18 protein-coding genes and 1 pseudogene are annotated in these 24,855 nt (G+C 73.1%); 10 read left to right on the top strand and 9 right to left on the bottom strand.

Annotation, left to right across the window (positions count from 1 at the left end):
* Positions 1-2: 2 nt before the first annotated feature.
* Positions 3-7,532: an SDR family NAD(P)-dependent oxidoreductase gene (locus ACIREI_RS41485; RefSeq protein WP_403344896.1), complete on the bottom strand. Its 7,530-nt coding sequence runs from the start codon at positions 7,530-7,532 to the stop codon at positions 3-5.
* A 525-nt stretch (positions 7,533-8,057) separates the two neighbouring features.
* On the opposite strand from ACIREI_RS41485, the gene ACIREI_RS41480 reads away from it, so the two are divergent.
* From ACIREI_RS41480 to ACIREI_RS41460, 5 genes and pseudogenes are all read left to right on the top strand, one after another.
* Positions 8,058-8,588 (top strand): DinB family protein, encoded by a 531-nt coding sequence (locus ACIREI_RS41480; protein WP_403344894.1) that lies wholly within the window; start codon positions 8,058-8,060, stop codon positions 8,586-8,588.
* A 20-nt stretch (positions 8,589-8,608) separates the two neighbouring features.
* A pseudogene (locus ACIREI_RS41475) lies at positions 8,609-8,872 on the top strand (MFS transporter); the annotation flags it as partial.
* 112 nt (positions 8,873-8,984) lie between these two features.
* On the top strand, positions 8,985-9,719 hold the full coding sequence (locus ACIREI_RS41470) for a response regulator transcription factor (RefSeq protein ID WP_403344892.1): 735 nt from the start codon (positions 8,985-8,987) through the stop codon (positions 9,717-9,719).
* Complete coding sequence (locus ACIREI_RS41465) at positions 9,716-11,170, top strand: ATP-binding protein (RefSeq protein WP_403344890.1); 1,455 nt, start codon at positions 9,716-9,718, stop codon at positions 11,168-11,170. The genes ACIREI_RS41470 and ACIREI_RS41465 overlap by 4 nt, the downstream gene beginning before the upstream one ends.
* Before the next feature lie 174 nt (positions 11,171-11,344).
* A complete protein-coding gene (locus ACIREI_RS41460) occupies positions 11,345-12,685 on the top strand; it encodes a DUF3500 domain-containing protein (protein WP_403344888.1) in 1,341 nt (446 codons plus the stop codon).
* 82 nt (positions 12,686-12,767) lie between these two features.
* On the opposite strand, the gene ACIREI_RS41455 is transcribed toward ACIREI_RS41460, so the two are convergent.
* Entirely contained in the window at positions 12,768-13,955 is a 1,188-nt protein-coding gene (locus ACIREI_RS41455; protein ID WP_403344886.1) for a sensor histidine kinase, read from the bottom strand.
* A 165-nt stretch (positions 13,956-14,120) separates the two neighbouring features.
* Between ACIREI_RS41455 and ACIREI_RS41450 the strand changes: the two genes are divergently transcribed.
* Genes ACIREI_RS41450 through ACIREI_RS41440 form a run of 3 tightly spaced genes read left to right on the top strand, consistent with a single transcriptional unit; the run spans position 14,121 to position 17,233 of the window.
* Positions 14,121-14,492 carry a DUF4333 domain-containing protein gene (locus ACIREI_RS41450; RefSeq protein WP_403344884.1) on the top strand — a complete coding sequence of 124 codons (372 nt, stop codon included), beginning with the start codon at positions 14,121-14,123 and terminating at the stop codon, positions 14,490-14,492.
* Positions 14,493-14,510: 18 nt separating this feature from the next.
* Positions 14,511-15,194 carry an ABC transporter ATP-binding protein gene (locus tag ACIREI_RS41445; protein WP_403344882.1) on the top strand — a complete coding sequence of 228 codons (684 nt, stop codon included), beginning with the start codon at positions 14,511-14,513 and terminating at the stop codon, positions 15,192-15,194.
* 23 nt (positions 15,195-15,217) lie between these two features.
* Positions 15,218-17,233, top strand: coding sequence for an FtsX-like permease family protein (locus ACIREI_RS41440; protein WP_403344880.1), 2,016 nt, complete (start codon positions 15,218-15,220; stop codon positions 17,231-17,233).
* Positions 17,234-17,289: 56 nt separating this feature from the next.
* Here the strand turns inward: ACIREI_RS41440 and ACIREI_RS41435 are convergent, their stop codons facing one another.
* Positions 17,290-17,754 (bottom strand): MarR family winged helix-turn-helix transcriptional regulator, encoded by a 465-nt coding sequence (locus ACIREI_RS41435; protein ID WP_403344877.1) that lies wholly within the window; start codon positions 17,752-17,754, stop codon positions 17,290-17,292.
* Between the two features lie 92 nt (positions 17,755-17,846).
* Here ACIREI_RS41435 and ACIREI_RS41430 point away from each other — a divergent pair, with 92 nt between their 5' ends.
* On the top strand, positions 17,847-18,773 hold the full coding sequence (locus ACIREI_RS41430) for an NADP-dependent oxidoreductase (protein WP_403344874.1): 927 nt from the start codon (positions 17,847-17,849) through the stop codon (positions 18,771-18,773).
* A 25-nt stretch (positions 18,774-18,798) separates the two neighbouring features.
* Positions 18,799-19,695: a pirin family protein gene (locus ACIREI_RS41425; protein WP_403344871.1), complete on the top strand. Its 897-nt coding sequence runs from the start codon at positions 18,799-18,801 to the stop codon at positions 19,693-19,695.
* Between the two features lie 111 nt (positions 19,696-19,806).
* Here ACIREI_RS41425 and ACIREI_RS41420 read toward each other — a convergent pair whose 3' ends face one another.
* The 6 genes from ACIREI_RS41420 to ACIREI_RS41395 all read right to left on the bottom strand — a co-directional run bounded on the left by ACIREI_RS41420 (position 19,807) and on the right by ACIREI_RS41395 (position 24,785).
* The gene (locus ACIREI_RS41420; RefSeq protein WP_403344973.1) at positions 19,807-20,157 is read right to left on the bottom strand and encodes an aldehyde dehydrogenase family protein; all 351 of its coding nucleotides are present in this window, start codon (positions 20,155-20,157) and stop codon (positions 19,807-19,809) included.
* Entirely contained in the window at positions 20,154-20,450 is a 297-nt protein-coding gene (locus ACIREI_RS41415) for an FAD-dependent oxidoreductase (RefSeq protein WP_403344979.1), read from the bottom strand. Before ACIREI_RS41415 ends, ACIREI_RS41420 begins: the two co-directional genes overlap by 4 nt.
* 50 nt (positions 20,451-20,500) lie before the next feature.
* Positions 20,501-21,205, bottom strand: a complete 705-nt coding sequence (locus ACIREI_RS41410) for an ArsR/SmtB family transcription factor (RefSeq protein ID WP_403344868.1) — start codon at positions 21,203-21,205, stop codon at positions 20,501-20,503.
* Between the two features lie 298 nt (positions 21,206-21,503).
* A complete protein-coding gene (locus ACIREI_RS41405) occupies positions 21,504-22,934 on the bottom strand; it encodes an MFS transporter (protein WP_403344866.1) in 1,431 nt (476 codons plus the stop codon).
* Positions 22,909-23,907, bottom strand: a complete 999-nt coding sequence (locus ACIREI_RS41400; protein WP_403344864.1) for a hypothetical protein — start codon at positions 23,905-23,907, stop codon at positions 22,909-22,911. The genes ACIREI_RS41405 and ACIREI_RS41400 overlap by 26 nt, the downstream gene beginning before the upstream one ends.
* Positions 23,904-24,785, bottom strand: coding sequence for a ThiF family adenylyltransferase (locus ACIREI_RS41395; protein ID WP_403344862.1), 882 nt, complete (start codon positions 24,783-24,785; stop codon positions 23,904-23,906). The genes ACIREI_RS41400 and ACIREI_RS41395 overlap by 4 nt, the downstream gene beginning before the upstream one ends.
* Positions 24,786-24,855 lie beyond the last annotated feature (70 nt).

Here is a 24,855-nt window from a genome sequence, read left to right as displayed (position 1 = left end):
TTTCAGCCGTTGGCGGTGTCGGTGGTACGCACGCCCAGGCGCAGCAGCACGTGGCGGGCGAGGTCGGTGACGGTGACTCCGCCCTGGAGGAGTTCCAGGGGCGGGATCTCGACATCGAGGCGTTGGCGCAGTGTGGTCAGCAGTTCGGCGGCCATCAGGGAGTCGACGCCGTAGTCCTGCAGCGGCAGTTTCGGGTCGAGGCGGGCGGCGTCGGTCTGCAGGATCTGGGCCAGGTACTCGGCGAGCGTGCCGCTCACGGCCTTCAGCGCCTCCTCGGCGCCGAGGCCGGCCAGAGCCGCCACGAGGTCCTGGCGGGTGTGGCCGCCGAGGTCGCCTTCGGCGGGCAGCAGAGCCGCGAAGCGGGGCGTGGTCAGAGTCGGCAGGAAGGCGCGCAGCCGGGCCCAGTCGTAGCGGCCGACCCCGGCGACGCACGCGCCGGACGCCGCCAGCGTCTCCAGGGCGGCCAGCGCCTCGCACGAGCCGAGGGGGACGGTGCCGAGCGCTTCCATGGACGGGACCAGGCCCTCGCGGGCGACATGGCCGCAGTCCCCGAGCGCACCCCAGGCGACGGCGACGGCCGGCCGGGCACCGTCGTGCCGTTGCCGGGCCAGCGCTTCGGTGAACAGGTTCCCGGCGACGTAGGCGGACTGCTTGACGTTGCCGACGGCCGCGGTGAAGGAGGAGTACAGCCAGAACAGCCGCAGGTCGTGGTCGCGGGTCAGCGAGTCGAGTACCGCCGCCCCGGCCATCTTGGGGGCCAGGACCGCGCGGATCCGCTCGTCGGTCAGTTCGGTGAGCGGGACGTCGTCGAGCGTCATGGCCGCGTGGACCACACCGGTGAGCCGGTGCCCGGTGGCGTCGACGCGGCCGATCACCTCGGCCATGGCGGCGGCGTCGGTGACGTCGGCGGCGTACGGCGTGACGGTCACGCCCAGCGCGGCCAGGTCGGACAGTACGTCGGTCGCCTCCGGCCCGTCGGCGCCGCGCCGGGAGACCAGGGCCAGGTGGCGGGCGCCGCGGTCGGCGAGCCGCCGGGCGGTCGCGGCGCCGAATCCGCTCAGTCCGCCGGTCACCAGATAGGTGCCGTCGGGGTCCAGGCGGGGCGGCTCGGGCCGGGTCCGGACGGGAACCGGGCCGTCCTGGGGGTCGAGGCTCACGACGACCTTGCCGATGTGCCGCGAGTGCTGCAGCAGCGCGAACGCCTCCCCGACCCGTGCGGCCGGGTAGAGGGCGTACGGCAGCGGCCGGTAGCGGCCGTCCGCCACCCGTTCGGCGACCTCGGCCAGCAGCCGCCGACCTTGTGCGGGCCCGGCCTCGTCGGACAGCAGGGCGGTGACGTCGACGCCGAAGAAGGCGATGTTGCGGCTGAACGGCCGCATGAGGAGCGGCCTGTTGGCGTAGATGTCGCGCTTGCCGAGTTCGACGAACCGGCCGCCGGGCCGCAGCGTCTCCAGGCCCCGGTCGATGGCCTGCCCCGCCAGCGAGTTGAGCACCACGTCGACCCCGCGCCCGGCGGTGATCCGCAGCGCCTGACCGGCGAAGTCCAGGCTCCGGGAATCCAGTACGTGCTCCACGCCCAGCGCGCGCAGCAGGTCGCGCTTGGCCGGGCTGCCAGCGGTGGCGATCACCGTGGCCCCCACCAGACGGGCGTACTGGACGGCGGCCAGCCCCACCCCGCCGGCGGCGCCGTGCACCAGCACGGTCTCCCCGGCCGCGAGCCGCGCCAGGTCGTGCAGCGCGTAATGGACCGTCAGGAAGGCCACCGGCAAGGTCGCGGCCGCCGCGAAACCGAGCCCGTCGGGGATCTTCACCACGGCCGCCGCGGGAGCCACCGTGTGCGAGCCCAGACAGGACGGGACGGCCGCGCACACCCGGTCACCGACGGCCGGATCGCCTACCCCCTCGCCCACGGCCGTGACGATTCCGGCGCACTCGAGACCGGGACCGTCCGCCCCGAACCCCCCTTCGCCGGCCTCCGGGGGCAGCAGCCCCGTCGCCTGCATGATGTCGCGGTAGTTGAGCGCGGCGGCGCGCACCGCGATCACCACCTCACCGGCTCCGGGAGCGAGGGGGCGGGTCCGCGTCCAGAGCGGCTCGTACGACAGACCGGGCGTGCGGATCCGAAGGGCGAAGGGTGCCTCGCCGCTCTGCTCGACGTGCTCGTCGGACGGGAGTGCGCGTTCCCGGGGCAGGAAGCGGCCGCCCGAGGTGAGGACGATCTCGTCCTCGCGTGCCGCGGCCACCTCGTCGCCGGCGCCGAACGGCACGGCGGGCGCCAGCAGTTCGCGGGCCAGCCGGTGCGCGTCGGCGGCGGGGTCGCCGAGGCGTTCCAGCGACAGCCGGGTCACCCGCAGGCCGGGGTGCTCGTTGGCGAGGGTGCGGGCCGTGCCCCAGGCGGCGGCGTCCTGCGGGTGGGCGGCGCGTTCGGGTGCGGGCAGCGCGCCGCTGGGCCGGGTCACGAGCCACAGGGCGGGCCGGGCGCCGTCCGGGAGGTTCCGGCAGGCCACGGCCAGGGCGCGCAGGGTGGCGGCACGCCGTACGGTCTGGTCGAGCAGCGCCTGCGGGTCGGCGGGGGAGGCGGTGGGGGAGTCGCCCAGGACCAGCACCACGGCCGGGTCGCCGTCACCGGTGAGCGAGGCCGTCCAGACCGCCGGGGCGACGGGAGCGGGCATCACCGGGACGGTCCGCGTTCCGCCGCCGTCCAGGAACGCGGCGAGGTGCTCGGCCAGTGGCGTCTCGGATCCGCTCTCCGTGGCCACGATCCATCGGGTGCCGTCGTCCGGCCGGGGCAGCGCGGGCCGGGCGGTCCGATGTGAGGGGGCCGAGGCCAGCAGCACCGAGACGCCGTCCCCAGACGGTGACTCGATGGGGCCGCCGAGGCGGACGACGTCGGCGAGGCCGCATGCGGGCAGCGCATCGACCCACTGGTCCCGGCTCAACAGGGGTGATTCCGGCCGCAGTTCGTCGTCGTGCCGCCAGAAGCTGTCCAGCGTGCCGAAGAAGGGCAGCAGATAGTCCGTGTCGTGTGTCTCGACGGCCAGCAGTCGGCCCCCAGGGGCCAGCAGCCTCCGTACCCGGCGCAGGGCGGCCCTCAAGTCGGTCGCCGTGTGCAGGGAGTTGGCTGCGATGACCAGGTCGTAGGCGCCGTCGGCGAAGCCCTGCTCGGCCGGGTCGGTGTTCAGGTCGAACGGGCGGTGGTCGACGAAGTCGTGGTCGCCGAAACGGTGCCGGGCGCGGGCGAAGAAGGCAGCGGAGACGTCGGTGAAGTGGTAGACGGTCCGCTCGGGCGGCAGCAGCGGCAGCACCGCGGCGGCGGTGCCCCCCGTGCCCCCGCCGATCTCCAGGATGCGCAGAGGCCGGTCCCCGGGCCAGACCCGGGCGATCTCCGCCGCGAGCGCGGCGATGACCCGGTTGTGGAAACGGCAGGACGGCGCAACGTCGTAGAACTGCTCCAGGGCCTCTTGGGAGCCCTGGCCCACCAGCAGCTGCAGGGCGTCGTGTTCACCGCGCAGCACCTGCGGCAGATGCGACAACTGGCGGACCGCCAGCTGCACTTCGGCACCGCACGCCGGGAAGTCCCAGGGCAGCCCGGCCAGGAGGGGCCCCGGGTCCGCGGCGCCGGTCAGCCGCCACCGCCCGTCCTCACCGGCGGCGGCCAGACCGTGACCGGCCATCAGGGCGAGCAGGGCCCGCGCCAGCCGCTCGTGTCCGGGGAGCATCCCCTGCCGGACCAGGTCGGCAGGGGTGAACTCGGCCCCGTCCGGGGGCAGCAGATCCCTGAACGCGGCGGCGGCCACATGGGCGGTCACCAGCTTCAGCCGGGCGGCGAACTCCGCGAAGCGCGTGGCACGCCAGCCGGCCTCCAGCGCGGCGACGCTCCCCGCCGCGGCCGCGGCGAGCTCATGGTTGGCGGGCAGCGGCGAGGGCGCCGCCGGCAGGTGGGGATGCGGCGCGGCCCGCAGCACCGTCTCGTACCGCAGGGGCGCCCGGTCGCCCGGGCCGGGCACCCGCCGCATGCGTACGCCGTCCAGTTCGGCGGTGACGCTGCCGTCCGGGTCGGTGACGGTGATGTCGAAGCAGAGTTCGGCGGTGCCACGCGTGCGGTCGCGCACGTGCAGCATCCCCGTCGCGGACGGGCTCCGCCAGACGCGTACGGCCCCGATCGCGGCAGGCAGCCAGCACTGCCCGGCGCCGGCCCGGGCGGCCACGAGCGGCACACAGGCCTGGAGCGCGCCGTCCAGCAGCGCCGGATGCGCCACGTACCGCGCGGTGTCGGCCGCGTCGGTGGTGTGCCGGTAGGCCGCCAGCACCTCACCGTCCCCGATGTGCAGCCGGGCGAGCTGCCGGAACGCGGCCCCGTAGTCCAGTCCCGTCGCGGCCAGTTCGGGATACAGGGCGTCGACGTCGGCCCGGCGGGTGCAGCGGGCGCGCACCGCGGTCAGGTCGATCCGGGCGGGCGGCCGGCCGATCAGCTCGCGGACCCGGCAGCGGGCGTGCGGGCGGGGCCGCGTGCCGTCGGCATCGGTGCCGTCGGCGGCCTCGGTGCTGGTGATGGACACCATGCCGTCGTCGGGTGAGAACCCGAGCTGCACATGGACGTCCCCGGCCCGGTCCCACGGCACGACCAGCGGGCGGCTCACCTCCAGCCACGCCAGTTCCACCGGGCCGCCCAGCACCCGCCGGCCGGCGGACAGGGCCATCTCGACGTAGCCCGTCGCGGGCAGGACCACCGACCCGGCCACCTTGTGGTCGGCCAGCCAGGGCACCAGCACCGGTTCGACCGGCCCGTGCCAGGAAGGTTCCGCCGTCGGCAGCCGCTCGCCCAGCAGAGGGTGGTCCAGGTGTCCCGTTCCGCTGGTGACGATCCACTGCTGCGGGCTGCCGCTCCAGTGCCGTTCCCGCTGCCACGGGTACGCCGGGAGCTCCGCCACCCGGGCGGGGCGCGGGAACCAGCGCGTCCACTCCGTCCGCGCCCCGGCGGCGATCAGCGCCTCGACCGACCGGCGCAGCGCGGCCGGGCCGGCGGCGTCGCGGCGCAGGGTGCCGAGTACGGCCACCCGGTCGCGTCCGGCGGTGATCCGGCGCAGGTAGGTGCGCAGGACGGGGTGGGGGCCGACCTCCAGCAGGACGTCGACGCCCGCGTCCAGGGCGTGGTCGACGGCGGCGGCGAACCGGACCGGCTCGCGGACGTTGCGCCACCAGTACTCGGCGTCCAGGCCGCTCGCGGGTACCGGGCCGCCGGTGACCGTGGAGATCAGCGCCCCGGTGCTCCCGTCCGGGGCCAACCCTGCGAGGCCGACGGCCAGCGGGGCGCGGACCCGCTCCATGACCGGGCTGTGGAAGGCGTAGTCGAGGTCCATCAGCCGGAAGAACACCTCGCGGGCCGTCAACTCCTCGCCCAGCGATTTGAGTTGGTTCACATGACCGGCGACCGTCACATCCCTGGCACTGTTCACGGCGGCCACCACCAGGCCCGGGTACGCCGCCAGGACCCGCTCCGCCTCGGCCGACGGCAGCCCCACCGCGGCCATCCGGCCCCGGCCGGCCGTCGCCGCCTGGGCCCGGCCGCGCTCGGCGACCACCCACGCCGCCTCCTGCAGCGTCAGCGCGCCGACCGCGTAGGCGGCGGCCACCTCGCCGACGCTGTGCCCGAGCGCGACCGTCCACCGCACGCCCCGCTCGCGCAGGACCGCGACGATCCCGGCCTGCACCGCGAACAGCAGCGGCTGCGCCACCTCGGTGGCCTCCAGCCCCCACTCGTCCGCCGGCCGGCGCAGTTGCGCGGCCACCGACCAGCCGATCCGGGGCGCCAGCGCGGCGTCGACCGACTCCACCTCGGCGCCGAACGCCGGGTCGGCGTCCAGCAGATCGGCGGCCATCCCCGCCCACTGCGAGCCGTTGCCCGCGAAGACCAGCCCGACCCGGCCGTGCTCGACCGCCTCACCGGTCACGCCGTCGTCGGCCAGGATCCGCGCGGCCTCGTGCAGGGAGGAGGCGAGCGCCACGCGGCGGTAGCGGTGCCTGGCGCGGCGGACGGCGGTGGTGGCGGCGATGTCGTAGAACTTCGCGGACGCTGTCGTGTCCTGCGGCGCTGTCGGCTCTTCCTGCCTGGTGCCGGTCAGCCGGGCGGCCAGCCGTCGCGCCGCCTCCTCAGCCGCCTGTGGGGTGCGTCCCGAGGCGATCACCGGCAGTGCGCCGACCGTATCCGTGCCGGTCCGTGGGGGAGCGGCCGGCGGCGGCCCGACGACGACGTGGGCGTTGGCCCCGCCGAACCCGAAGGAGTTGACGCCCACGAAGCACCTCCGGCCCTCCGGCGCCAGCGGACGCGGCCGGTCGACCGGCTCCAGCCCCAGCCCGGCGAAGTCGATGCCGGGGTTGAGCGGATCCAGGTGCAGCGAGGCGGGGATCGTGCCGTACCGCAGCACCGCGAGGGCCTTGAACAGCCCCGCCATGCCCGACGCCGGCTCCAGGTGCCCCACGTTGGACTTCACCGACCCGATGGGCAGCGGCCCCACCGTCCGCCCGACGCCCAGCACTTGGCCCAGCGCCGCGCACTCGGCCGGATCGCCCGCCTGCGTGCCGGTGCCGTGCGCCTCCACGTACCCGACCTCGTCGGGCGCGATCCCCGCCCGCTCGTACACCCGGCGCAGCAGGTCCTCCTGCGCCCGCGCGCTCGGCAGGGCCAGCCCGATGGTGCGTCCGTCGCAGTTGCTGCCGGCGCCGGCGATCACGCCGTGGATCCGGTCTCCGGCGGCCAGCGCGTCCGCCAGCGGCTTCAGCACCACCATGCCCGCGCCCTCGGCCCGGACGAACCCGTCGGCGTCCGCCGAGAACGCCGCGCACCGGCCCCGCTTCGACAGCATCGACGCCTGGCTGAACCCGACGAACCCGGCCGGGTTCAGCAGCACGTTGACCCCGCCCGCCAGCGCCACCCGGCTGCCTCCCGACGCGAGTTCCCGGCAGGCGCGTTCCACGGCCACCAGCGACGACGAGCAGGCGGTGTCGACGGCCATGCTGGGCCCGCGCAGGTCGAAGAAGTGCGACAGCCTGTTCGCCGCGATCGAATGGGCCGTGCCCGCCATGGAATAGGCGTTCATGCTCCGGGTCCTGACCATCTGCAGCCCGCCGTAGGAGAAGTCCGAGACACCGACGAACACACAGGTGTCCGAGCCCGCCAACGTCGCGGGATCGATCGCGGCGTCGTCCAGTGCCTCGACGGCCGTCTCCAGCAGCAGCCGGTGCTGCGGGTCCATCTGCGCCGCCTCCCGCGGCGAGATCCCGAAGTACTCCGCGTCGAACCCGGCGATGTCCGCCAGGAACCCGCCTCGCGCGGTGTACGACTTCCCCGGCCGCGGCATCGCGGTGTCGACGAACCGCGCGCTCTCGAACCGGTCCTCAGGGACCGCCCCGACCAGGTCGCGCCCGGCCTCCAACGCCCCCCACAGTCCAGGCAGATCCACGATCCCGCCGGGCAGTCGGCACCCCAGACCCACGATCGCGAACGCATCCGTACCGTACGAATCCCCCGACATCCTCACGCCCCCAGTGCAGAAACTCTGTGTAATCGTGCGACTACGGGATCACCATGGCGGGGGTGCCGGGACAGGTCAAGCGGAATCCGACGCAGCCACCTGCCATTTCAGGCCGTGACCTGCGACAACTCCCATGCGAACGACGGCAATCGGAGTCAACCTGCGGAGCCGGGAGAACCGAGTGGGGGAACGGTGGCCGACTGCGGGCAGTGACGGGCGGTCGGCGGGCGGCCGTCGGAGGCCGCTCGGGCGGGGGTGCGCACGTCAGTAATGTGGCTATAGCTGAGGCAAATTACTGGCTCGGCCAGACGCAGGCGGTGTCGGCTGGGCCCCGCAGTGGTTATAGCCGTTACTTATGCCCTCATTCACCATGATCCTCTACCGGGATCGTCGGGGACGTCTTACGGTGCAGACGGATGCCATGCGCGCGGAATTCCGTGGAGATCCGCTTCCCCCTTTTCATGTCTGGGAGAGATCGGTGACGGCGTCCCTGGCCCCACTCCTGAACACAGACGAGGCGAACGCATGCTTCAGATGGACGTGTTGCTGCGCGAGTACGACCGTGCCCGCGCCTACACCGACGAGTTGTGGAAGGACCTCACCCCGGACGAGGTGACCTGGCGCCCGCACGAGAACTCCAGCGCCATCGGCTGGCACCTGGGCCACCAGGCCCATGTCGCCCACTTCATGATCCGCAACCTCACCGCGGCCGAGCCCAGCCCGGACCCGGAGCTGGACGCCCTGATGGACTCGGCGAACCCGGAGAAGTTCCGCGGCACGCTGCCCACCGTCAAACGGCTCACCGAGTTCCGTGACACCGTCGCCGAGCGGGTGCATGCCCGCATCGGGGACATCGCCGCCGGCCGGGTCGGCGCCCCCACCCAACTCACCATCGTGGCCACCCACTTGCTGACCACGCTCATCAACCACGAGTACCAGCACGACCAGTGGATCGGCGAGGTCCGCGCCGGTGACCTCGGCCACGCGATTCCGTCCGACCCCGACAGCGAGTACGTACGCCGCATCGACGGCTATCTCGTCGTGGACGTTCTGTAGCCCCAGGGAGAAGCCCGCCTGTGACCAGCACCGCCCCCGACACCACCGCCGGCATAGCCCCCCGGGCCGAGGCGCAGCGCCGCGTCCTCACCGTCCTGGTCAGCAGCCAGATCCTCAGTGGGGCGGGGCTCGCGGCCGGTATCACCGTCGGTGCCCTGCTCGCGCAGGACATGCTCGGCTCCACGGGCCTCGCCGGTCTGCCCAGCGCCCTGTTCACCGCCGGCTCCGCCCTGGCCGCCGTCACCATCGGCCGCATCTCCCAGGCCCGGGGCCGCCGGCCGGGGCCGCCATGGCGGCGGTCCGGCGCGGATGCGGGCCCGTCCTGAGCCCGAGCTCATAGCGGGGCAACGGGGCACCCACAGGGAACCGACAGGGATGCGGAACAGGATCAGGCGCATGCCTGCCGCCAGAGAAGCCCTCGCCCTCCGTCGGAGCGCGGTGCGTGTGCTGATCGTCGACGACGAGCCCGAGCTGACCGAACTGCTGTCGTGGGCCGTGACGGAGGCGGGCTGGCAGCCCTTCACGGCGGAGGACGGCCGCAGCGCCCTGACGCTCGCACGCGGCTGCGCCCCGCACGCCGTCGTCCTGGACAGGATGCTGCCCGACCTGGACGGCGTGCACGTGCTGCGACGCCTGCGGTACGAGAACGCGCACCTGCCCGTGCTCATGCTCACCGCCCGCGACACCCTCGAACACCGCCTCGACGGGCTGTCGGCCGGCGCGGACGACTACGTGACCAAGCCCTTCTCGCTGGAGGAGGTCATGCTGCGGCTGCGCGGCCTGCTGCGCCGCGCCGGTGCCGAACAGGAGGCGGCGGAGGAGCCCGTACGGGTGCTCGGCGATCTGGTGCTGGCCGAGACGACCCGGCAGGTGCAGCGCGACGGTACGCCGATCGCGCTCACCGCGAAGGAGTTCGACCTGCTCAGCTATCTGATGCGGCATCCGCGCCAGGTGCTCAGCAAGGCGCAGATCCTCGGCGAGGTCTGGAACAGCTCGTTCGAGAGCGAGGGCAACCTCGTCGAGGTGTACGTGTACAGCCTGCGCGGGAAGATCGACAAGGGGCGGGCGCCGATGATCCACACGGTGCGCGGCGCCGGTTACGTCATCAGGGCGGCGGACGGCGGGACATGACGCCCCGGCGGAAGAGGGGGCGCTCCCTGCGGGCGTGGCTGGTGCTGTTCACCACGGTGACGCTGGCCGTCGTCTGCGCGGCGATGGCGCTCACCACGGTCCTGGTCCAGCGGGCCCATCTGCTGGACGAACTGGACCAGCGCGTGCGTGACGCCGCGGAGCGCAGTCAGGGCGGGGCCCGCTACCGCGCCGGAAGCGCGGAGGATTTGAGCTTCCTCAGCGAGCAGGGGCAGCCCGCGGGCACGGTCGCGGCCCGCCTCGCCGACGGGCGCGTCACCGCCGCCGAGGTGGTGACGGAGGACGGTCACCGCACGACCCTCACCGCCACCCAGCGTGCCGCCCTGTCCGGCCTCACCGAGGACGGCACCCTGCACACCCGCACGATCCCCGGCCTCGGCACCTACCGTGTCACCGCCGTCAGCGGCCACGGCGCCCCCGTACTGGCCGGGCTCCCCACGGCCGCCGTACAGGAGACGATCCACCGGCTGATCGTGACGGAGACGGTGATCGCCGGCGCCGGACTCGCCGTCGCGGGCTGCGTCAGCGCGATGGTCATACGACGCCGGCTGCGCCCCCTCGGCCGGGTGGCCGCCACCGCCGTCGAGGTGGCGCGGGCGCCCCTGGACCGCGGGGACGTCACCGGCCTCACCCGGGTCCCGGCCCGGGACACCGACCCCGCCACCGAAGCCGGCCAGGTGGGCGCGGCCCTCAACCACCTGATCGACCGCATGGAGTCCGCGCTGTCCGGGCGGCAGCGCACCGAGGAACGCATGCGCCGCTTCCTCGCCGACGCCGGCCACGAACTGCGCACCCCGCTCGCGTCCATCGCCGGTTACGCCGAGCTGATGGACCGGGGCGCGGCCCGGATCGACCCGGGGCAGGCATGGCGTCGCGTGTCCGCGCAGTCGGCCCGGATGGCCGGGCTCGTCGAGGACCTCCTGCTCCTCGCCCGCCTCGACGAGGGACGGCCGCTGGAAGCGCTGGAGGTCAACCTCGCCACCCTGGTCGCGGAGGCGGTGTGGGACGCGCGGGCGGCCGGCACCGACCACGACTGGCAGCTCGCGCTGCGCCTCGACGAACCGGCCACGGTGACCGGCGACCCGGCCCGGCTCACCCAGGTCGTGGCCAACCTGCTGGCCAACGCCCGCGCGCACACCCCGCCCGGCACCCGGATCACGGTGACCCTGGAGGCCACGCGCGCGGGCTGCGTCATCCGCGTGACGGACGAGGGCCCCGGCATCCCGCCCGCTCTCCTCCCGACCGTCTTCGAACGCTTCACCCGCGCCGACACCTCCCGTACCCGGACCCCCGGCAAGGGCGGCGGCTCGGGCCTGGGTTTGTCCATCGCCGCGGCGATCACACAGGCGCACGGCGGCCGCATCGACGTCGAGAGCGAGCCCGGACGCACGGAGTTCACGGTCGTACTGCCGCACGCCGCAGACCTCCGCTGAATCCCCAGCACATTCACAGACACGCAGGTCAGCCATGCCGTGTACGGCGATACAGGCGCTCTTTCCCCCTGCCGTACGCCATCCGTTTCAGCTCAGCCTCAGTTCGGGGCTCCAGGGTTGTCGGCGGTGGCCGGCCAACCGTGGACGTGCCCATGACGAAGGGAGCCAGCGACGATGACCGAGCTCGACACCGGGGAGAGCACGGCGCGCGATCCGGAGCAGGACAGGGGCCGGCGCGCCCACGCGAGCCGCCGCACCTTCATGCGCAAGGTCTTCTTCGCTTCCGGTGCCACCGCCGTGGCCACGATGGGCGGCGCCGGTGCCTGGGCCGCGCTCGCCGACGACTCCACCGCCACGGCCGACGCCTCGGCGAGCCCGACCCCGAGCGGGGCTCCCAGCGGCGCCCCCGGCGGGGGTGCCGGAGGCCCCGGCAACCAGTCGATCACCGAGGACTTCTTCGGCCTGACCACCGACGGCAAGCGCGTCGACGACCTGTTCACGATCCACTCCACCAAGGTCGCCACCGCCCCCGTCATCTCGGCGGCCAACGCCTTCCTGGCCGGCCTCAGCGACGACCAGAAGAGCTCGACCCAGTTCACCGTCCACTCCACCGAGTGGCGCCTGTGGAGCAACATCGACTCCTACGACCGCCAGGGCGTCTCCCTCGCCGACCTGACCGACGACCAGAAGGCCCTGGGCACCGCCCTGCTGAAGGCGGCGCTGAGCGCGGACGGCCTGGAGACGACGGAGAAGATCCGCAAGATCAACCAGGCGGCCGGCGAGGCGATCGGCAACACGAACGCCTTCAACGAGGAGGCCTTCTACTGGACGGTGCTGGGCACCCCGTCCGCGACCGAGCCCTGGGGCTTCCAGTTCGACGGCCACCACCTGGTCATCAACTACTTCGTCCTCGGCAGCCAGGTCGTGATGAGCCCCTGCTTCTGGGGCTCGGAGCCGACCTCCATGGAGATCGACGGCGAGACGGTCACGGTCTGCCACGAGGAGGTCGTCGCCTCGCTGGCCTTCATCAACTCCCTCACGACGGCGCAGCAGTCGGTGGCGATCGCCTCGGCGACCAAGTCGAACGAGTCGATGAAAGCGGGCGCGTTCTCCGACAACACGGTCCAGGCGTACGAAGGCATCCGCGGCAACGCCCTGAACGCCGCCCAGAAGAAGAAGCTCCTCGGCATCGTCGAGGCGTTCGTCGACCGGGCGAAGGCGGACGTGGCGAAGGTGCGGATGGCCGAGGTCCGGGCCCACCTCGACGACACCTACGTCACCTGGGCCGGAGGCACCGCCGACGACGCCGCCTTCTACGTCCGCGTCCACAGCCCCGTGGTCTGGGTCGAGGTCGACTGCCAGGGCCCCGGCCCGCTGGCCGGCGCGTACGGCGCCTCGCAGGGCGACGGTCCGACCCAGAAGCACGTCCACTCCGTCATCCGCACCCCCAACGGCAACGACTACGGAAAGGAGCTCCTCAGGCAGCACTATCTGACCTCGCCTCACCATCAGTGAGGCACGTGGATGTCCCGTCATGCCGGAGGGCCGCACCCGTGTGGGTGCGGCCCTCCGCGCGTCCGCCCGGGGTGCGCCGCCCTCAGGGTTTCCCCGCCGGAAGCGCCGCCCGCACCTGCCACCCCGCGTCGCCCCGCGGCCCGGCGTGCAGTTCCCCGCCCAGCGCGGTCACCCGCTCCTTCAGGCCGACGAGGCCGAAGCCGCCGCCGTGCGCGGCCGCCGGAAGCCGGGTGCCGCCGCGGCCGTCGTCCGCGACCGACACCTCCAGGCGGCCGGGGGCGCTTCGCAGGCGGACCTCGATGTGCGCGGCGTCCGAGGCATGCCGACGGATGTTGGTCAGCGCCTCCTGCACGACCCGGAAGGCCGCGGCCTGCACCTCGTGGGGAAGGTCGTCGGACACGGCCGGGTCGCGGCGCAGGACGACCTGTTGGCCCGGGATCGCGAAGCCGTCGATCAGTTCGGTGACGCCCGCGAGGTCGCCGACCGGGCGGTGGTCGGCCGCTTCGCGACCCGTGTCGCGCAGCACCCCGACGGTGCGGCGCATCGAGGCGAGGGCCTCGGTCGCGGCGCGTTCGATGCCTGCCAGGACGGGGTCGAGTTCCTGCGGCTGGGTCTGCGCCATCATGCGGGCCACCTGCGTCTGCACGAGGATGCCGGTCACGTGGTGGGCGACGAAGTCGTGCAGGTCGGCGGCGATGGCCACGCGTTCGGCGCGCCGGGTCTCGCTCACGGCGAGCGTCCGCCGGTAGTCCATCGTGCGCAGATAGCCGGCGAGCCCGGCGACGAGACCGACCAGCAGCAGGCCGACCATCTCCAGGCCCATCACGTCACTGCTCAGCGTCACGTCCCCGCGTACCGGCAGGACGAGCAGCGCGCCCGCGTCGAGGACGCCGCACACCACGGCCCAGCGCGGCGGGCAGTGCCGTACCGCGATGAAGAGCAGGCTCAGCAGGATCATCATCTCGCCCGGGCCGAGCACGACCGGCCCTTCGACCAGCAGGGTTGCGGCGGTGAGGAGGGCCGAGGCGAGGGCGGGCACGGCGGTGCGCACCTGCGGCGTGAGCCACTCGGGCCGCCGCCCGGCCGGCCACAGCACGGCGGCCAGCCCGACGAGCACCACGGCCAGGGTCTGCCAGACGGGACTCGCCGCCGGCACGACGCTCGTCCCGTCGTAGGAGCCCGCGTAGAGAACGACGTCGACGACGCAGGCGACGAGCAGGACCCCGACGGCGAGGCCGTGGACGCAGCCGCGGGCGGAAACGGACTTCATGCCGATCACCGTAGGCCAGACCCCGGGCAGCGGGGTCGGCCGAACGGCCGAGGGGCCGCCGCTGACGCCGGCCTTATGGCCGAGGCGCGCGCCCCGGCGCGCGGGCGAGGGTGGAGCCGCATCCTCACCACGGACCTACGGACCCTCGGACATCAGGAGTACGCGATGCAGCGCAGCAAGTTCCTCGTCGGCCTCGTCGGCGGCGTGACCGCCGTGGTCGCGCTGGGCGGCCTCGGCACGTATCTGCTCTCCGGCACCGAGTCCACCAGCCGCCTGGACGAGTACAGCACCGCCTCGGTCGACGGGCACAAGGCGCTCGCGGCGAACGTCGTCGCGGGCCGCACCGAGAGCAAGATCCACCCGCTGCCCTGGGTCGGCGAGAAGGTCTCCGGCGTCACCTGCCCGACCGGCCTGAAGGCCGTGGCCGGCGCCACCCTCACCTGCACCGGCAAGAAGAGCGACGGCACGACCGTCGACATCCCCGTCCGCGTGACCAAGGCCGACGCCAAGAGCGTCACTTGGAAGTTCGAGCGCTGAGAAAGGCCCCCGCACATCATGAGCACCGTTCTGGCCGGCTACGGCCTCGTCAAGAAGTACGGCTCCACCACCGCGCTGGCCGGCGTGGACGTCGAGGTCGGCGAGCGCGACTCGCTGGCGATCATGGGCCCGTCCGGGTCCGGCAAGTCCACGTTGCTGCACACCCTCGCCGGGATCGTCCGGCCCGACGGCGGCCAGGTCCTGTTGCGCGGCGAGCGCATCGACAGACTCGGCGAGAACCGGCTCAGTGCCCTGCGCCGCAAGCGGTTCGGGTTCGTGTTCCAGTTCGGCCAGCTGCTGCCGGAGCTGCCCGCCGAGGAGAACGTCGCGCTGCCGCTGATGCTGGAGGGCATGCCGCGCGGCGAGGCCGTCGCTCGTGCCCGGCGCTGGTTCGGGCCGCTGGGCCTGGACGGGCTGGAGCAGCGCCGCCCCGGCCAGCTGTCCGGCGGCCAGGCCCAGCGCGTCGCCATCGCCCGCGCCCTGGCCGTCGAACCGGACGTGGTCTTCGCCGACGAGCCCACCGGCGCCCTGGACCAGCGCACCAGCACCGAAGTGATCCAGCTGCTGACCTTCGCGACCCGGGAGACGGGCGCCGCCCTGGTGATGGTCACCCACGACGCCGACGTCGCCGCCCACTGCGACCGGATCCTCCAGGTCCGCGACGGCCGCATCAGCGGCCACACCCAGTACACCGTCGCCTGACCCCGCCCTCCCCGGAGCCCGCCATGCGTTCCCCCGTCCTGCCCCTGACCTGGCACCTCGCCAGGTCCTCCGGCCGCCGCGGCCTGCAGTCCCAGCTGCTCGCGGCCGGCGCCGCAGCCGTCGGCTCGTTCCTGCTGCTGCTGATGATCGCCGCCGCCCTCGGCTCCGGCGCCCGCGCCGACCACACCACATGGCGCACCCCCGACGCCGTACCGGCCAAGGAGGCGACGGCCGTCCAGGCCACGACCACGACGTACGTACGCCAGGACCCCGTCACCGTCGTGAACCTGGCCCAGCTGTCCGGCCGTGAGCAGACCCCCGCGCCGCCCGGCCTGAGCGCCTTCCCGAAGCGGGGCGAGGTGTACGTCTCCCCGGCCCTGGCAGATCTGCTGCACCACCTCCCCGCAGGCCAACTCGCCGACCGCTTCCCGAAGACGAAGTCCTACGGCACGATCGGCGCCGCCGGTCTCGCCTCGCCCGACGAGCTGGTCGCGGTGGTCGGACGGGCGCCCGGCGACAAGGCCGTCTCCGAGACCGCCGGGGAGCAGAACTACTACGACGACGGGCTGAGCGAGCGCGCGCTGGTCTCCGGGTTCACCGGCACCAAGGCGAGCGTGTTCACCGGCGTCGACCAGGGGACCGTGCTGCTGGGCGTCGTGCTGCTCGTCATGCCGGTCGTCGTGCTGGCCTCGGCCGCCGGGCGGCTCGGGGCGGCCCGGCGCGAACAGCGGCTCGCCGCACTGCGGCTGGCCGGGGCGACCCCGCGGCAGATCCTCGCCATGACCGCCGTGGAGGCGGCGGGGGTCGGCGCGGCCGGGGCTCTGGCGGGCGCGCTGGCCTATACGGCGCTGCTGCCCGCGCTCGCCGAACTCCCGTACGGCGTGGGCGGTTGGTACACCGGGCAGCTGTGGGTGGGGCTGCCGTGGCTCGCGGCCGTGGTGCTGGCCGTCACCGCGCTGATCACGGTGAGCGCGGTGACGATGCTGCGCCAGGTGGCCACCTCGCCCCTGGGCGTCGCCCAGCAGGCCGATCCGCGCCGCACCCGCCTGATCCGCCTCGTGTTGTTCGTCGCGGTCCTGGCCTACATCTGGCTGACCACGGGCGACAGCGGTCAGCTGAAGACCCGTCAGCTGCTCGCCCTGCTGGCGCTCTTCTACGGCGCGTTCTGGCTGTTCGGCCCCTGGGTCGTGGACCGGCTGGGCCGGATCGTGGGCCGCCGCGCCAGGCGCCCGGCCACGCTGCTGGCCGCGCGCCGGCTCAGCGACGACCCGCGCGCGGTCTGGCGCACCGTCAGCGGCCTGGTCCTCGCGGGGTTCGTGGCCGGTTTCTTCTCCGTCAGCACGCTGGGTTCGGAGGGCCCGAGCCGCCGCGGCCAGGTGGCGGTGATCACGGCGAACGCCGCCGACGCCCGGCACGCCGCCACCGAGGCCCGTACGGCGCTGCACCGGGCGGGCGTCGAGGGGACCGTCTCCGTCGTGAGTGAGGACGACTACGACAGCCTGCTCGGCGGCGCCGACGGCGTGATCGCCCAGGTCTCCGGAGGGCAGGAGCGCGTCGACACCGCCGTCACCGCCCTGACGCGCCTCGGGTCGGGCAGGTACCCGTTCACGCAGGAGTACGTGTCCGCGCCCGACGACACGGTCACCGCCCGCGTCGCCACCGTCAGCACCGCCACCCTGGTGCTGAGCTTCCTCGTCGCCGCCGCCTCCGCCGGCCTCACGGCTGCCGCGAACGTCCTCGACCGGCGCCGGGTGTACGGCCTGCTGCGGCTGTCCGGCACACCGCTTCAGGTGCTGGACCGGGCCCGGATCCGCGAGACCGTCATCCCGCTGGCCGTCCTGGCCGGCGGCACCACCGCGATGGGTGTCTTCGGCGCCGTGCAGCTCAACAAGGCGGCCGGGACCACGATCAACGCCTCGGGTGCCGTGCAACTGGTGCTCTGCGTGGCCGTCGGCGCGCTGGCCGTGCTCGCCGCTATCGTCGGCAGCAGGCCGCTGCTGCGGAAGGTGACGCAGGGGCCGGTACAGACGGCGGACTGACGCCGTGGCGCTGGGGACCCGCACCTCGGCACGGGCCCGATCCCGCACAGGGTCGCTCAGCCCGTGCCGAGGCTGTCGTGCAGGTGGGTGAGGAGGCCGCCGGTCAGGCCGGCCAGCTGGGTCACCTGCTCCGGCGAGAGGGCGTCGAAGACCAGTCTGCGTACCGCTTCGACGTGGCTGGGGGCGGCCCGCACGATGGCGGCCCGGCCGGCGGGGGCGAGACGGAACGTGGCGCCGCGCCGGTCGGTCTCGCACTCCTCCCGCTCGACCAGCCCCCGTCGCTGCATCCGGGCGAGCTGGTGGGACAGGCGGCTCTGTTCCCAGGCGAGGGAGGCGCCGAGATCGCGGACGCGCAGCCGGTGGTCGGGGGCGTCGTGCAGGCGACCGAGTACCTCGTAGTCGGCGAGGGAGATGCCGTGCTCGTCCTGGAGCTGCCGGCCCAGTACGGACTGGAGCTGCGCGGTCAGGTTGATCAGCCCGCGCCATGCCTGCTGTTCCTCGGTCGTCAGCCATGTCGTCATGAGGGCAGCCTAGGGGAATGAATGACGCATCATGTAAGTTGCATGATGTGTCATACAAAGCCGGCGCCCGGCCCGGAGTACGAGGAACCGCCATGAGAGCCGTCACTGTGAGCGAGTTCGGCCGTCCGCCCGTGGTGCGCGACGACGTTCGCGAGCCGGTCGCGGGGCCGGGGCAGGTGCTGGTCCGTGTGCGGGCGTCGTCGGTGAACTGGTTCGACGCGGACATCGCCCACGGGACGTTCACGCAGATCGCGCCGCACAGGCTGCCGATCACCCTCGGCCGGGACTTCGCCGGAATCGTGGTGGCGGTGGGTGAAGGCGTCCGCACCGTCGAGTCCGGCGACGAGGTCTTCGGGCTGGTCCCCCTGGGGGAGCCGGTCCACGCGGGTGCCTGGGCCGAGCTCATCGTCACCGGCGAGCACACGCTCACCCGCAAGCCGCCCGCCCTGGACACCGCCACCGCCGGGGTCGCCGCTCTGGCGGCCACGACCGCGGTGATGGCCGTCGACGCGCTGGACCTGATGCCCGGCGACTCCGTCCTGGTCGTCGGCGCGACCGGCGGCGTCGGCGGCATCGCGGTGCAACTCGCCCGCGCGGCCCGGGCGACCGTCCTCGCGCCGGGACTGCCCGAGGACGAGGAGTACCTGCGCGGCCTCGGCGTGAGCGAGGTCCTCCCGCGAGGGGACGACGTCATCGCCGCCGTACGCGAGCGCCGTCCCGGCGGGGTGGACGCGCTGCTCGACGCGGTGACCGCGTACGAGATCACCCCGTTCGCGGAGGCCGTCCGGGACGGCGGCCGGATCGCCTCGCCGACCGACGCGGCCGGCTACGGCCCCGGCCGCACCAATGTCACGCACGGTCCGTGCACCGAGATCCTCGGGCGCGTGGCGCGCCACCTCGTGGACGGCACGATCACGATTCCCCTCCAGGAGAGCCACGACCTGGCGGACGCGGCCGAGGCCCTGCGGGCCCTGACCACTCGGCACACGCGCGGCAAGATCGCCGTGCGCGTCGCCTGACCCCCACTACCTTCAAGGAGCAGCCGTGACCGCACAGTTGACGGGCCGACGGACGCTGACCCGCATCACCACCAAGCAACAGCTGGGCCCCGACGCCCAGGTCGACGACAAGGCCCTCGTGTTCGTGCCGACCGACCCGGCACTGACCGACCCGTTCCTCGCCCTGGTCGAGGACTGGTTCTCCACCCCCGGTTTCGAGTGGCACCCCCACCGCGGCCTGGAGACCGTCACCACCGTCATCGACGGCGTCCTCGAACACGGCGACAACCTCGGCCACGCCGGCGCCCTGGAGGCCGGCGAGGTGCAGTGGATGACCGCCGGTCGCGGCATCATCCACCGCGAGCTCGCCTACCGCGACGAACGCGCGCACGTCTTGCAGATGTGGCTCAACCTGCCCACCGGGAAGAAGATGACGCCGTCGCGCTACCAGGACCTGACCCGGGCCGCCATGGCCCGCGTTCGGGCGCCGGGCGTGACGATCGACGTCCACGCGGGCACCGTCGGCGGCGTCACGGGCGCGGCCCGGACCCACCACCCGGTCCAGGGTGTGGTCGCCACGCTCGACCCCGGTACCTCCTACGACCTTCAAGTCCCCGCCGAACACCGCCTGTTCGCGCACGTCATGGACGGACGTCTGCTGATCGGCGGCCGGGAACTGCGCGCCGGACAGACCGGCTGGTCCGACCCCGTCACAGCCGAGACGGCCGGTACGGCGACCCCGACGCTGCAGCTCGCGGCCGTCGACCCAGGGCGGCGCGCCCGGGTGATGGTCTACAGCGGTACGCCGTTGCGCGAACCGGTCGCCCTCGGCGGCCCGTTCGTGATGAACACCAAGGCCGAGATCACCAAGGCGTTCACCGACTTCCACGCCGGCGCCTTCGGACCGGTGCCACGCCTGGCCCGTCTCGCCTACGACCGCTGAGCCGCGGCCTGAACGGCCCGTCACCGATGTGGGCGGCCACGCTCAGCACCAGGTCCGTCCTGGCGGGGAGTCGGGAGCTGCCCCGCCCCGACTCCCCGGCCCGCCGCGTTCTCAGCGGCCGTGGTTGTGCATCACGTGCTTGGTCCGGGAGTAGTCCACGAGGGCGTACAGGGACAGGTCGCGGCCGTAGCCGGAGCCTTTGAAGCCGCCCCAGGGGACCTCGTTGGCGAGGACGAGGTGCGAGTTGACCCAGACGGTGCCGGAGTCCAGGCGTGCGGCGACCGCGTGGCTGCGGCGCGCGCTCTCCGTCCACACGCAGGCCGCGAGGCCGACGGGGACGCCGTTGGCCCGGCACGGAGTCGGTGACGGTACGCAAAGGGGGTGGCGAGCGCGGTGAGGATGCCGCTGAGGCCTGAGGTCATGAGGGAGCTCCGGGTTCTGGGCGAGTCGGGCGAGTTTCAGGCGGCCGGGGCGAAGGGGGCGCGGGGGGTCTGCCGGTGGGTGGCGAGCAGGCTGCGGGCTTCTTGCGCGGCGGACAGACCGCTCTGGATGGCGGTTTCGGTGTAGAGGGTGCCGAGGTGGTCGCCGGCCAGCAGGATCCGGCCGGTGCGGCGGGTCAGGGTCTGCTGGAGCTTGCCGCGGCCGGGGAAGCAGTACGGGGCACCGGTGGGCCAGCGCTGGACCTCGGCCTCGACGACGTGGTCGGCGAAGCCGGGCAGGACCTGGTCGAGGTCGCACGTGCCGCGTAGCGGCACGGCAACGAACGGGATGGCCAGAAACTCCTTCCTTCAGGAGGGGGTACAAGTCAAGGCAGGCATGTGTCCATCCCCAACCAGCGGGCGATGGCGCGCTTCCCCTCCTGCCCGACCACCAGGATCCGGCTGTCGCGCTTCTGGGTCACCCAGCCCTTGGCCAGGAACGCGGACAGGATGGCCGCCCCGACCCGACCCGCGAGGTGGTGCTTGTCGCTCGTCCAGTCGACGCAGTGGCGGACCGCGGCCGACGGTCCGCCGATGTCGTGGACCTTGATGGCACCGAGCATCTCCTGACCGGCCAGGGTGACCCGGTACGCCGTGGGCCCCCTGCCCGTCCGGGCTATCGCACCACGGTCGAGCAACCCCTCCATGACGGTGACGCCCAGGTCTCCCGCCGCGTGGTCGTAACACGTGCGGGCGACCTTCAGGGAACATGAACGGCGGTACGAGCGAAGCGAGTTCGGCCGGAAGGGCGGCGACAGCCGAGCCAGGCACTCCAGGGCGGTGGCCACGTCGGCGGAGGCGAGGCTGTAGTAGCGGTGCCGCCCTTCGCTGCGCACGGTGAGCAGCTCCCCGTCGACGAGCCGGGCGAGGTGAGCGCTCGTCGTGGACTGGGCGACCCCGGCCTCAGCCGCCAGTTCCGACATCGCCAAGGACTGCCGGTCCAGGAGGGACAGCAGGATCCGCGCTCTGGTCGGATCAGCCATCAGGGCGGCCGGATCTACGAAGTTGGCGTCGCCGGCGAACTCACGCACGCGCTCCACTCCTTGGTCTCTCCCGGGAACGGAAGGCGGGAAACAGCCCGGAAACCGTTCGTACTTCACGGTGTTACTCGGTCTGAGAGCGCCTACCACGCCGGGGTGGGGAGCACGCTGCGAGCCGTAGGGGTTTCCGATTCTTGAGGAGGACTTGGGCAGGCGTTGGCGGCCCTTTGCTCCTTCGATACGCACCGGCCCGTTCCGGCGCGCGACGGCGGCCCGCCGGACACATGGCGTCCGGCGGGCCGTTCGATGTGTGTGGGGGAGAGGGACGTCGGTAGTGGGCGCCCCCTGGTCAGTGTGCCGGGGCCTCCTCCGCCCCCTGCCGGGGGATGGTCACCACGGTCAGCAGTGCGGCTGCCGCCCACAGCAGGGCGCAGAGCAGCCCCACCCGGTGCAGTCCGGTGAGGAAGCTCCCGTGCGCGGCCGGGTCACCGACCAGCGAGCCGAGCACCGCGATGCCCAGGGCCCCGGCGGCCTGCCGGGCGGTGTTGTTGACCCCGGACGACAGGCCCGGCCGGTCGTCGGGACCGGCCCGCAGCGCCGCCGCCACGACCGCGGCGGTGAGCAGCCCCATGCCGGCGCCCAGGCCGACGAGGACCGGAACCAGGGCCAGGTATCCGCTGCCGGGGGCCACCGCGAGCAGACAGAGCGCACCCGCCACGCCGATCAGCAGCCCGGCGAGCATCGGTGGACGCGGCCCGAAGCGGGCGACCAGACGCCCGGTGAGGGGCGCGCCGGCCGCGAGCGGCACGAACAGCGGCAGCATCATCAGGCCCGCCTGGAAGGCACCGTGCCCCTGCACGCCCTGGAGGTACAGGGTCACCACGAACACCGCGCCGATACCGGTGAAGTTCATCGCGGCGGCCACCGAGTTGGCGCCGGAGAACGCCCGGCGACGGAACAGCTCCAGCGGCACCATCGGCGCCGCCGCCACCCGTTCCCGCCACAGGAACCCGGCCAGCAACGCGACCGAGAGCAGCGCCGCCACCGCGACGGTCACGGCGGAAACGTCCCCTCCCGCAGCGACCGCGCAGTACACGATGGAGCCGAGGGCCGCCGCGGCGAGCGCGGCTCCGGGCAGGTCCATCCGGCGCTCCGGCGTGCCGTCACCGCCCGGCACGAGTCGCAGGGTGACCAGGGCGGCCACCGCCACCAGCGGAACGTTCAGCCAGAACACCGCGCGCCAGCCGGTGGCGGCCACCAGGAACCCGCCGAGCAACGGCCCGGCCGGCAGGGCCAGGGCCGACACCCCGGCCCAGATGCCGAGAGCACGGGCCTGTTCCGCGCGGTCGGGGAAGGTGCGTTGGACGACGGCGAGCGTGCCGGGCAGCAGCAGCGCCGCCCCGACACCCTGGAGCGCGCGAGCGCCGATGAGAGCGCCGGCGGCGGGGGCCAGCGCGCACAGCGTGGAGGCCAGCCCGAACAGCACGAGTCCTACGACGACCACGCGCCGGTGCCCCAGCCGGTCCCCGAACGCACCGCCGGCCAGCAGGAACGCGGCGAGCGCCACGCTGTAGGCGTCGACCACCCATTGGAGCCCGGACAGCCCGCCGCCCAGGTCGTGGCCGATGCTCGGCAGGGCCACGTTGACGACGGTCACGTCGAGTTGCACGAGAAACATGCCGACACACATCACGAGCAGCACGATGGTGCGTCGCAGTCCCTCGGGCGCCGGGGAGCGATCCGGATCTTCCCGGTCAGGTGCGGAGGACGGTGTCTTCATGGTTTCCATCGTTACTCCGGGACGGTTCGGTGCGGAGCAATGACAGCAGGGCGGCGCGCAGCGTCACCCCTCGGCCGACTCCGTCGAAGTAGTGGCTGTTCGACAACTCGTCGGTGTCCGGCGGCAGTTCGGGTCCACGGGGCCCCGTGTGGGTGACCGGAACACCCGCCCCCACGGTGCGCAGCAGCCGGGAACTGAGGACGAACCGCTCGTCGAGCGCCGTGCCGCGGCCGTGGTCGCGCACCGCTCCCTGATGGAAGTCGGACAGCTCGAACGGGATCGCGCACACCGCGTCGGAGAGCCGCAGCAACTCCTCGCTGGTCTCCACGTGGCGCCGGGACAGACCGCTCCCGTCGATGAGGTCCGCCACGTCCTGCGGCAGCGTCGCCCCATCGGGCGTGAGGAACACCAGCCCCGCGGCGTCGAAGGCGCTCAGCGCGTACACCAGCGAGCGGGCGACACGGCAGCTCGGATCACCGAGGTAGCCGATGGTCGTGCCGTGGAGTGTCCCCAACTCCTGCCGTATGGTCCACAGATCCAGCATCACCTGCGTGGGGTGCTCCCGGTCACCCGTACCGGCGCTGATCACCGGCACCGGACTGACCTGGAGCGCCTGTTCGGCCGCGTCGTCGTCGGTGTGCCGCAGGACCAGTACGTCGACGTAGGAGCCGAGCACCCGTACGGTGTCGTCCAGTGACTCCCGGTAGAAGTCCCCGGCCCGGGTGGTCGTGACGTCGGCGAAGCCGATGGCGGAGCCGCCGATCCGGTACGCCGCGGCCTCGAAACTGAGCCGGGTGCGGGTGCTGTTCTGGTAGAACGCGGTGCCCACCAGCAGCCCGGGCGCCATGCGCGAGACGACGTCCCGGGGCTGTGACTCCAGCCAGTTCGCACGGTCGAAGAGGGCCTCGTAGTCGGCCTCCGTCCACTGCGCCAGACTGGCCGCGTGACGCGGGGGCGACGTCAGTGTCTTCACCACCACTGGCCCTCCACCGTCTTCATGGTCCACTTCTGCGTGTCGATCATCGAGTAGCCCGGCGTGACGGGCAGCGGTACCGAGCCCGGGAGTTGGTCCAGGCCGGTGATCGCCTGGCCGAGACGGGAGGCGAGCATGCCCTGGGCGAGGGGCGGTGTACCGGCGAAGATCGGACACTCCTGCCGGTGGACGAACCACTCGTCGAGCATCTCCCGACTCGGGTAGTCGGGCATCTCCGGTATGAAGCGGCTGATGAGCTGACGTGCGTTCTTCTCGTTCATCGGCTCGTGCGCGGGTACGCCGAAGTAGTCCTCGGCGGTCATCGAGTCCCTCGTCCACTTGAAGAAGAACGTGCGATGCCCGAAGACCGGCGTCAGCATCATGAACCGGCACTGCTCGGAACGCCGGAACGCCTGGTGGAGGGTGTAGCGGGCGTCGATCTCGTACAGCTCGATCTTGTCGAGTACGTAGTCGCAGCCCTCGAAGAACTCGTCGACGGTGTCCTCGCAGATGCCCTCGGGGAAGACGTCGATGTTCACGTCGCGGGTGGTGTCGTGGACGAGTTCGGCGACGGCCTCGGCCTTGTTGCGCCCTACGTTGCCGATGGTCGCGCCGAACTGCCTGTTGATGTTGGACACTTCGAACGTGTCCGGGTCCGCCACCTTCAGGTTCTGCACACCCATGCGGACTAGCCGTTCAGCGGTGGCACCGCCGATGCCACCGACCCCGGCCACACCGATCGTCGCGTTGCGTAACCTGAGCTGTCGCTCGCGCTGCTCCTCCTCGGTGTCGCCGAGCCAGCCGAGGTTCCGCTTGACCCGCTCCCAGTAGTAGTTCTCGTCAGTCCGTTCGGCGACCAAGCGCTGACGGTCTGCCATGACAACCTCCCGGCTCTTTCAGGACGTCGGGGGAGGGCCCCGCACGGCAAGGCGCCGCCCCCGGAACGTT

Source organism: Streptomyces sp. NPDC093591, assembly GCF_044764885.1.
In the GTDB taxonomy this organism is placed as follows: Bacteria; Actinomycetota; Actinomycetes; order Streptomycetales; family Streptomycetaceae; genus Streptomyces.
Note: the sequence above shows the minus strand (reverse complement) of the source record. Positions and strands in the feature narration are given on the sequence as shown.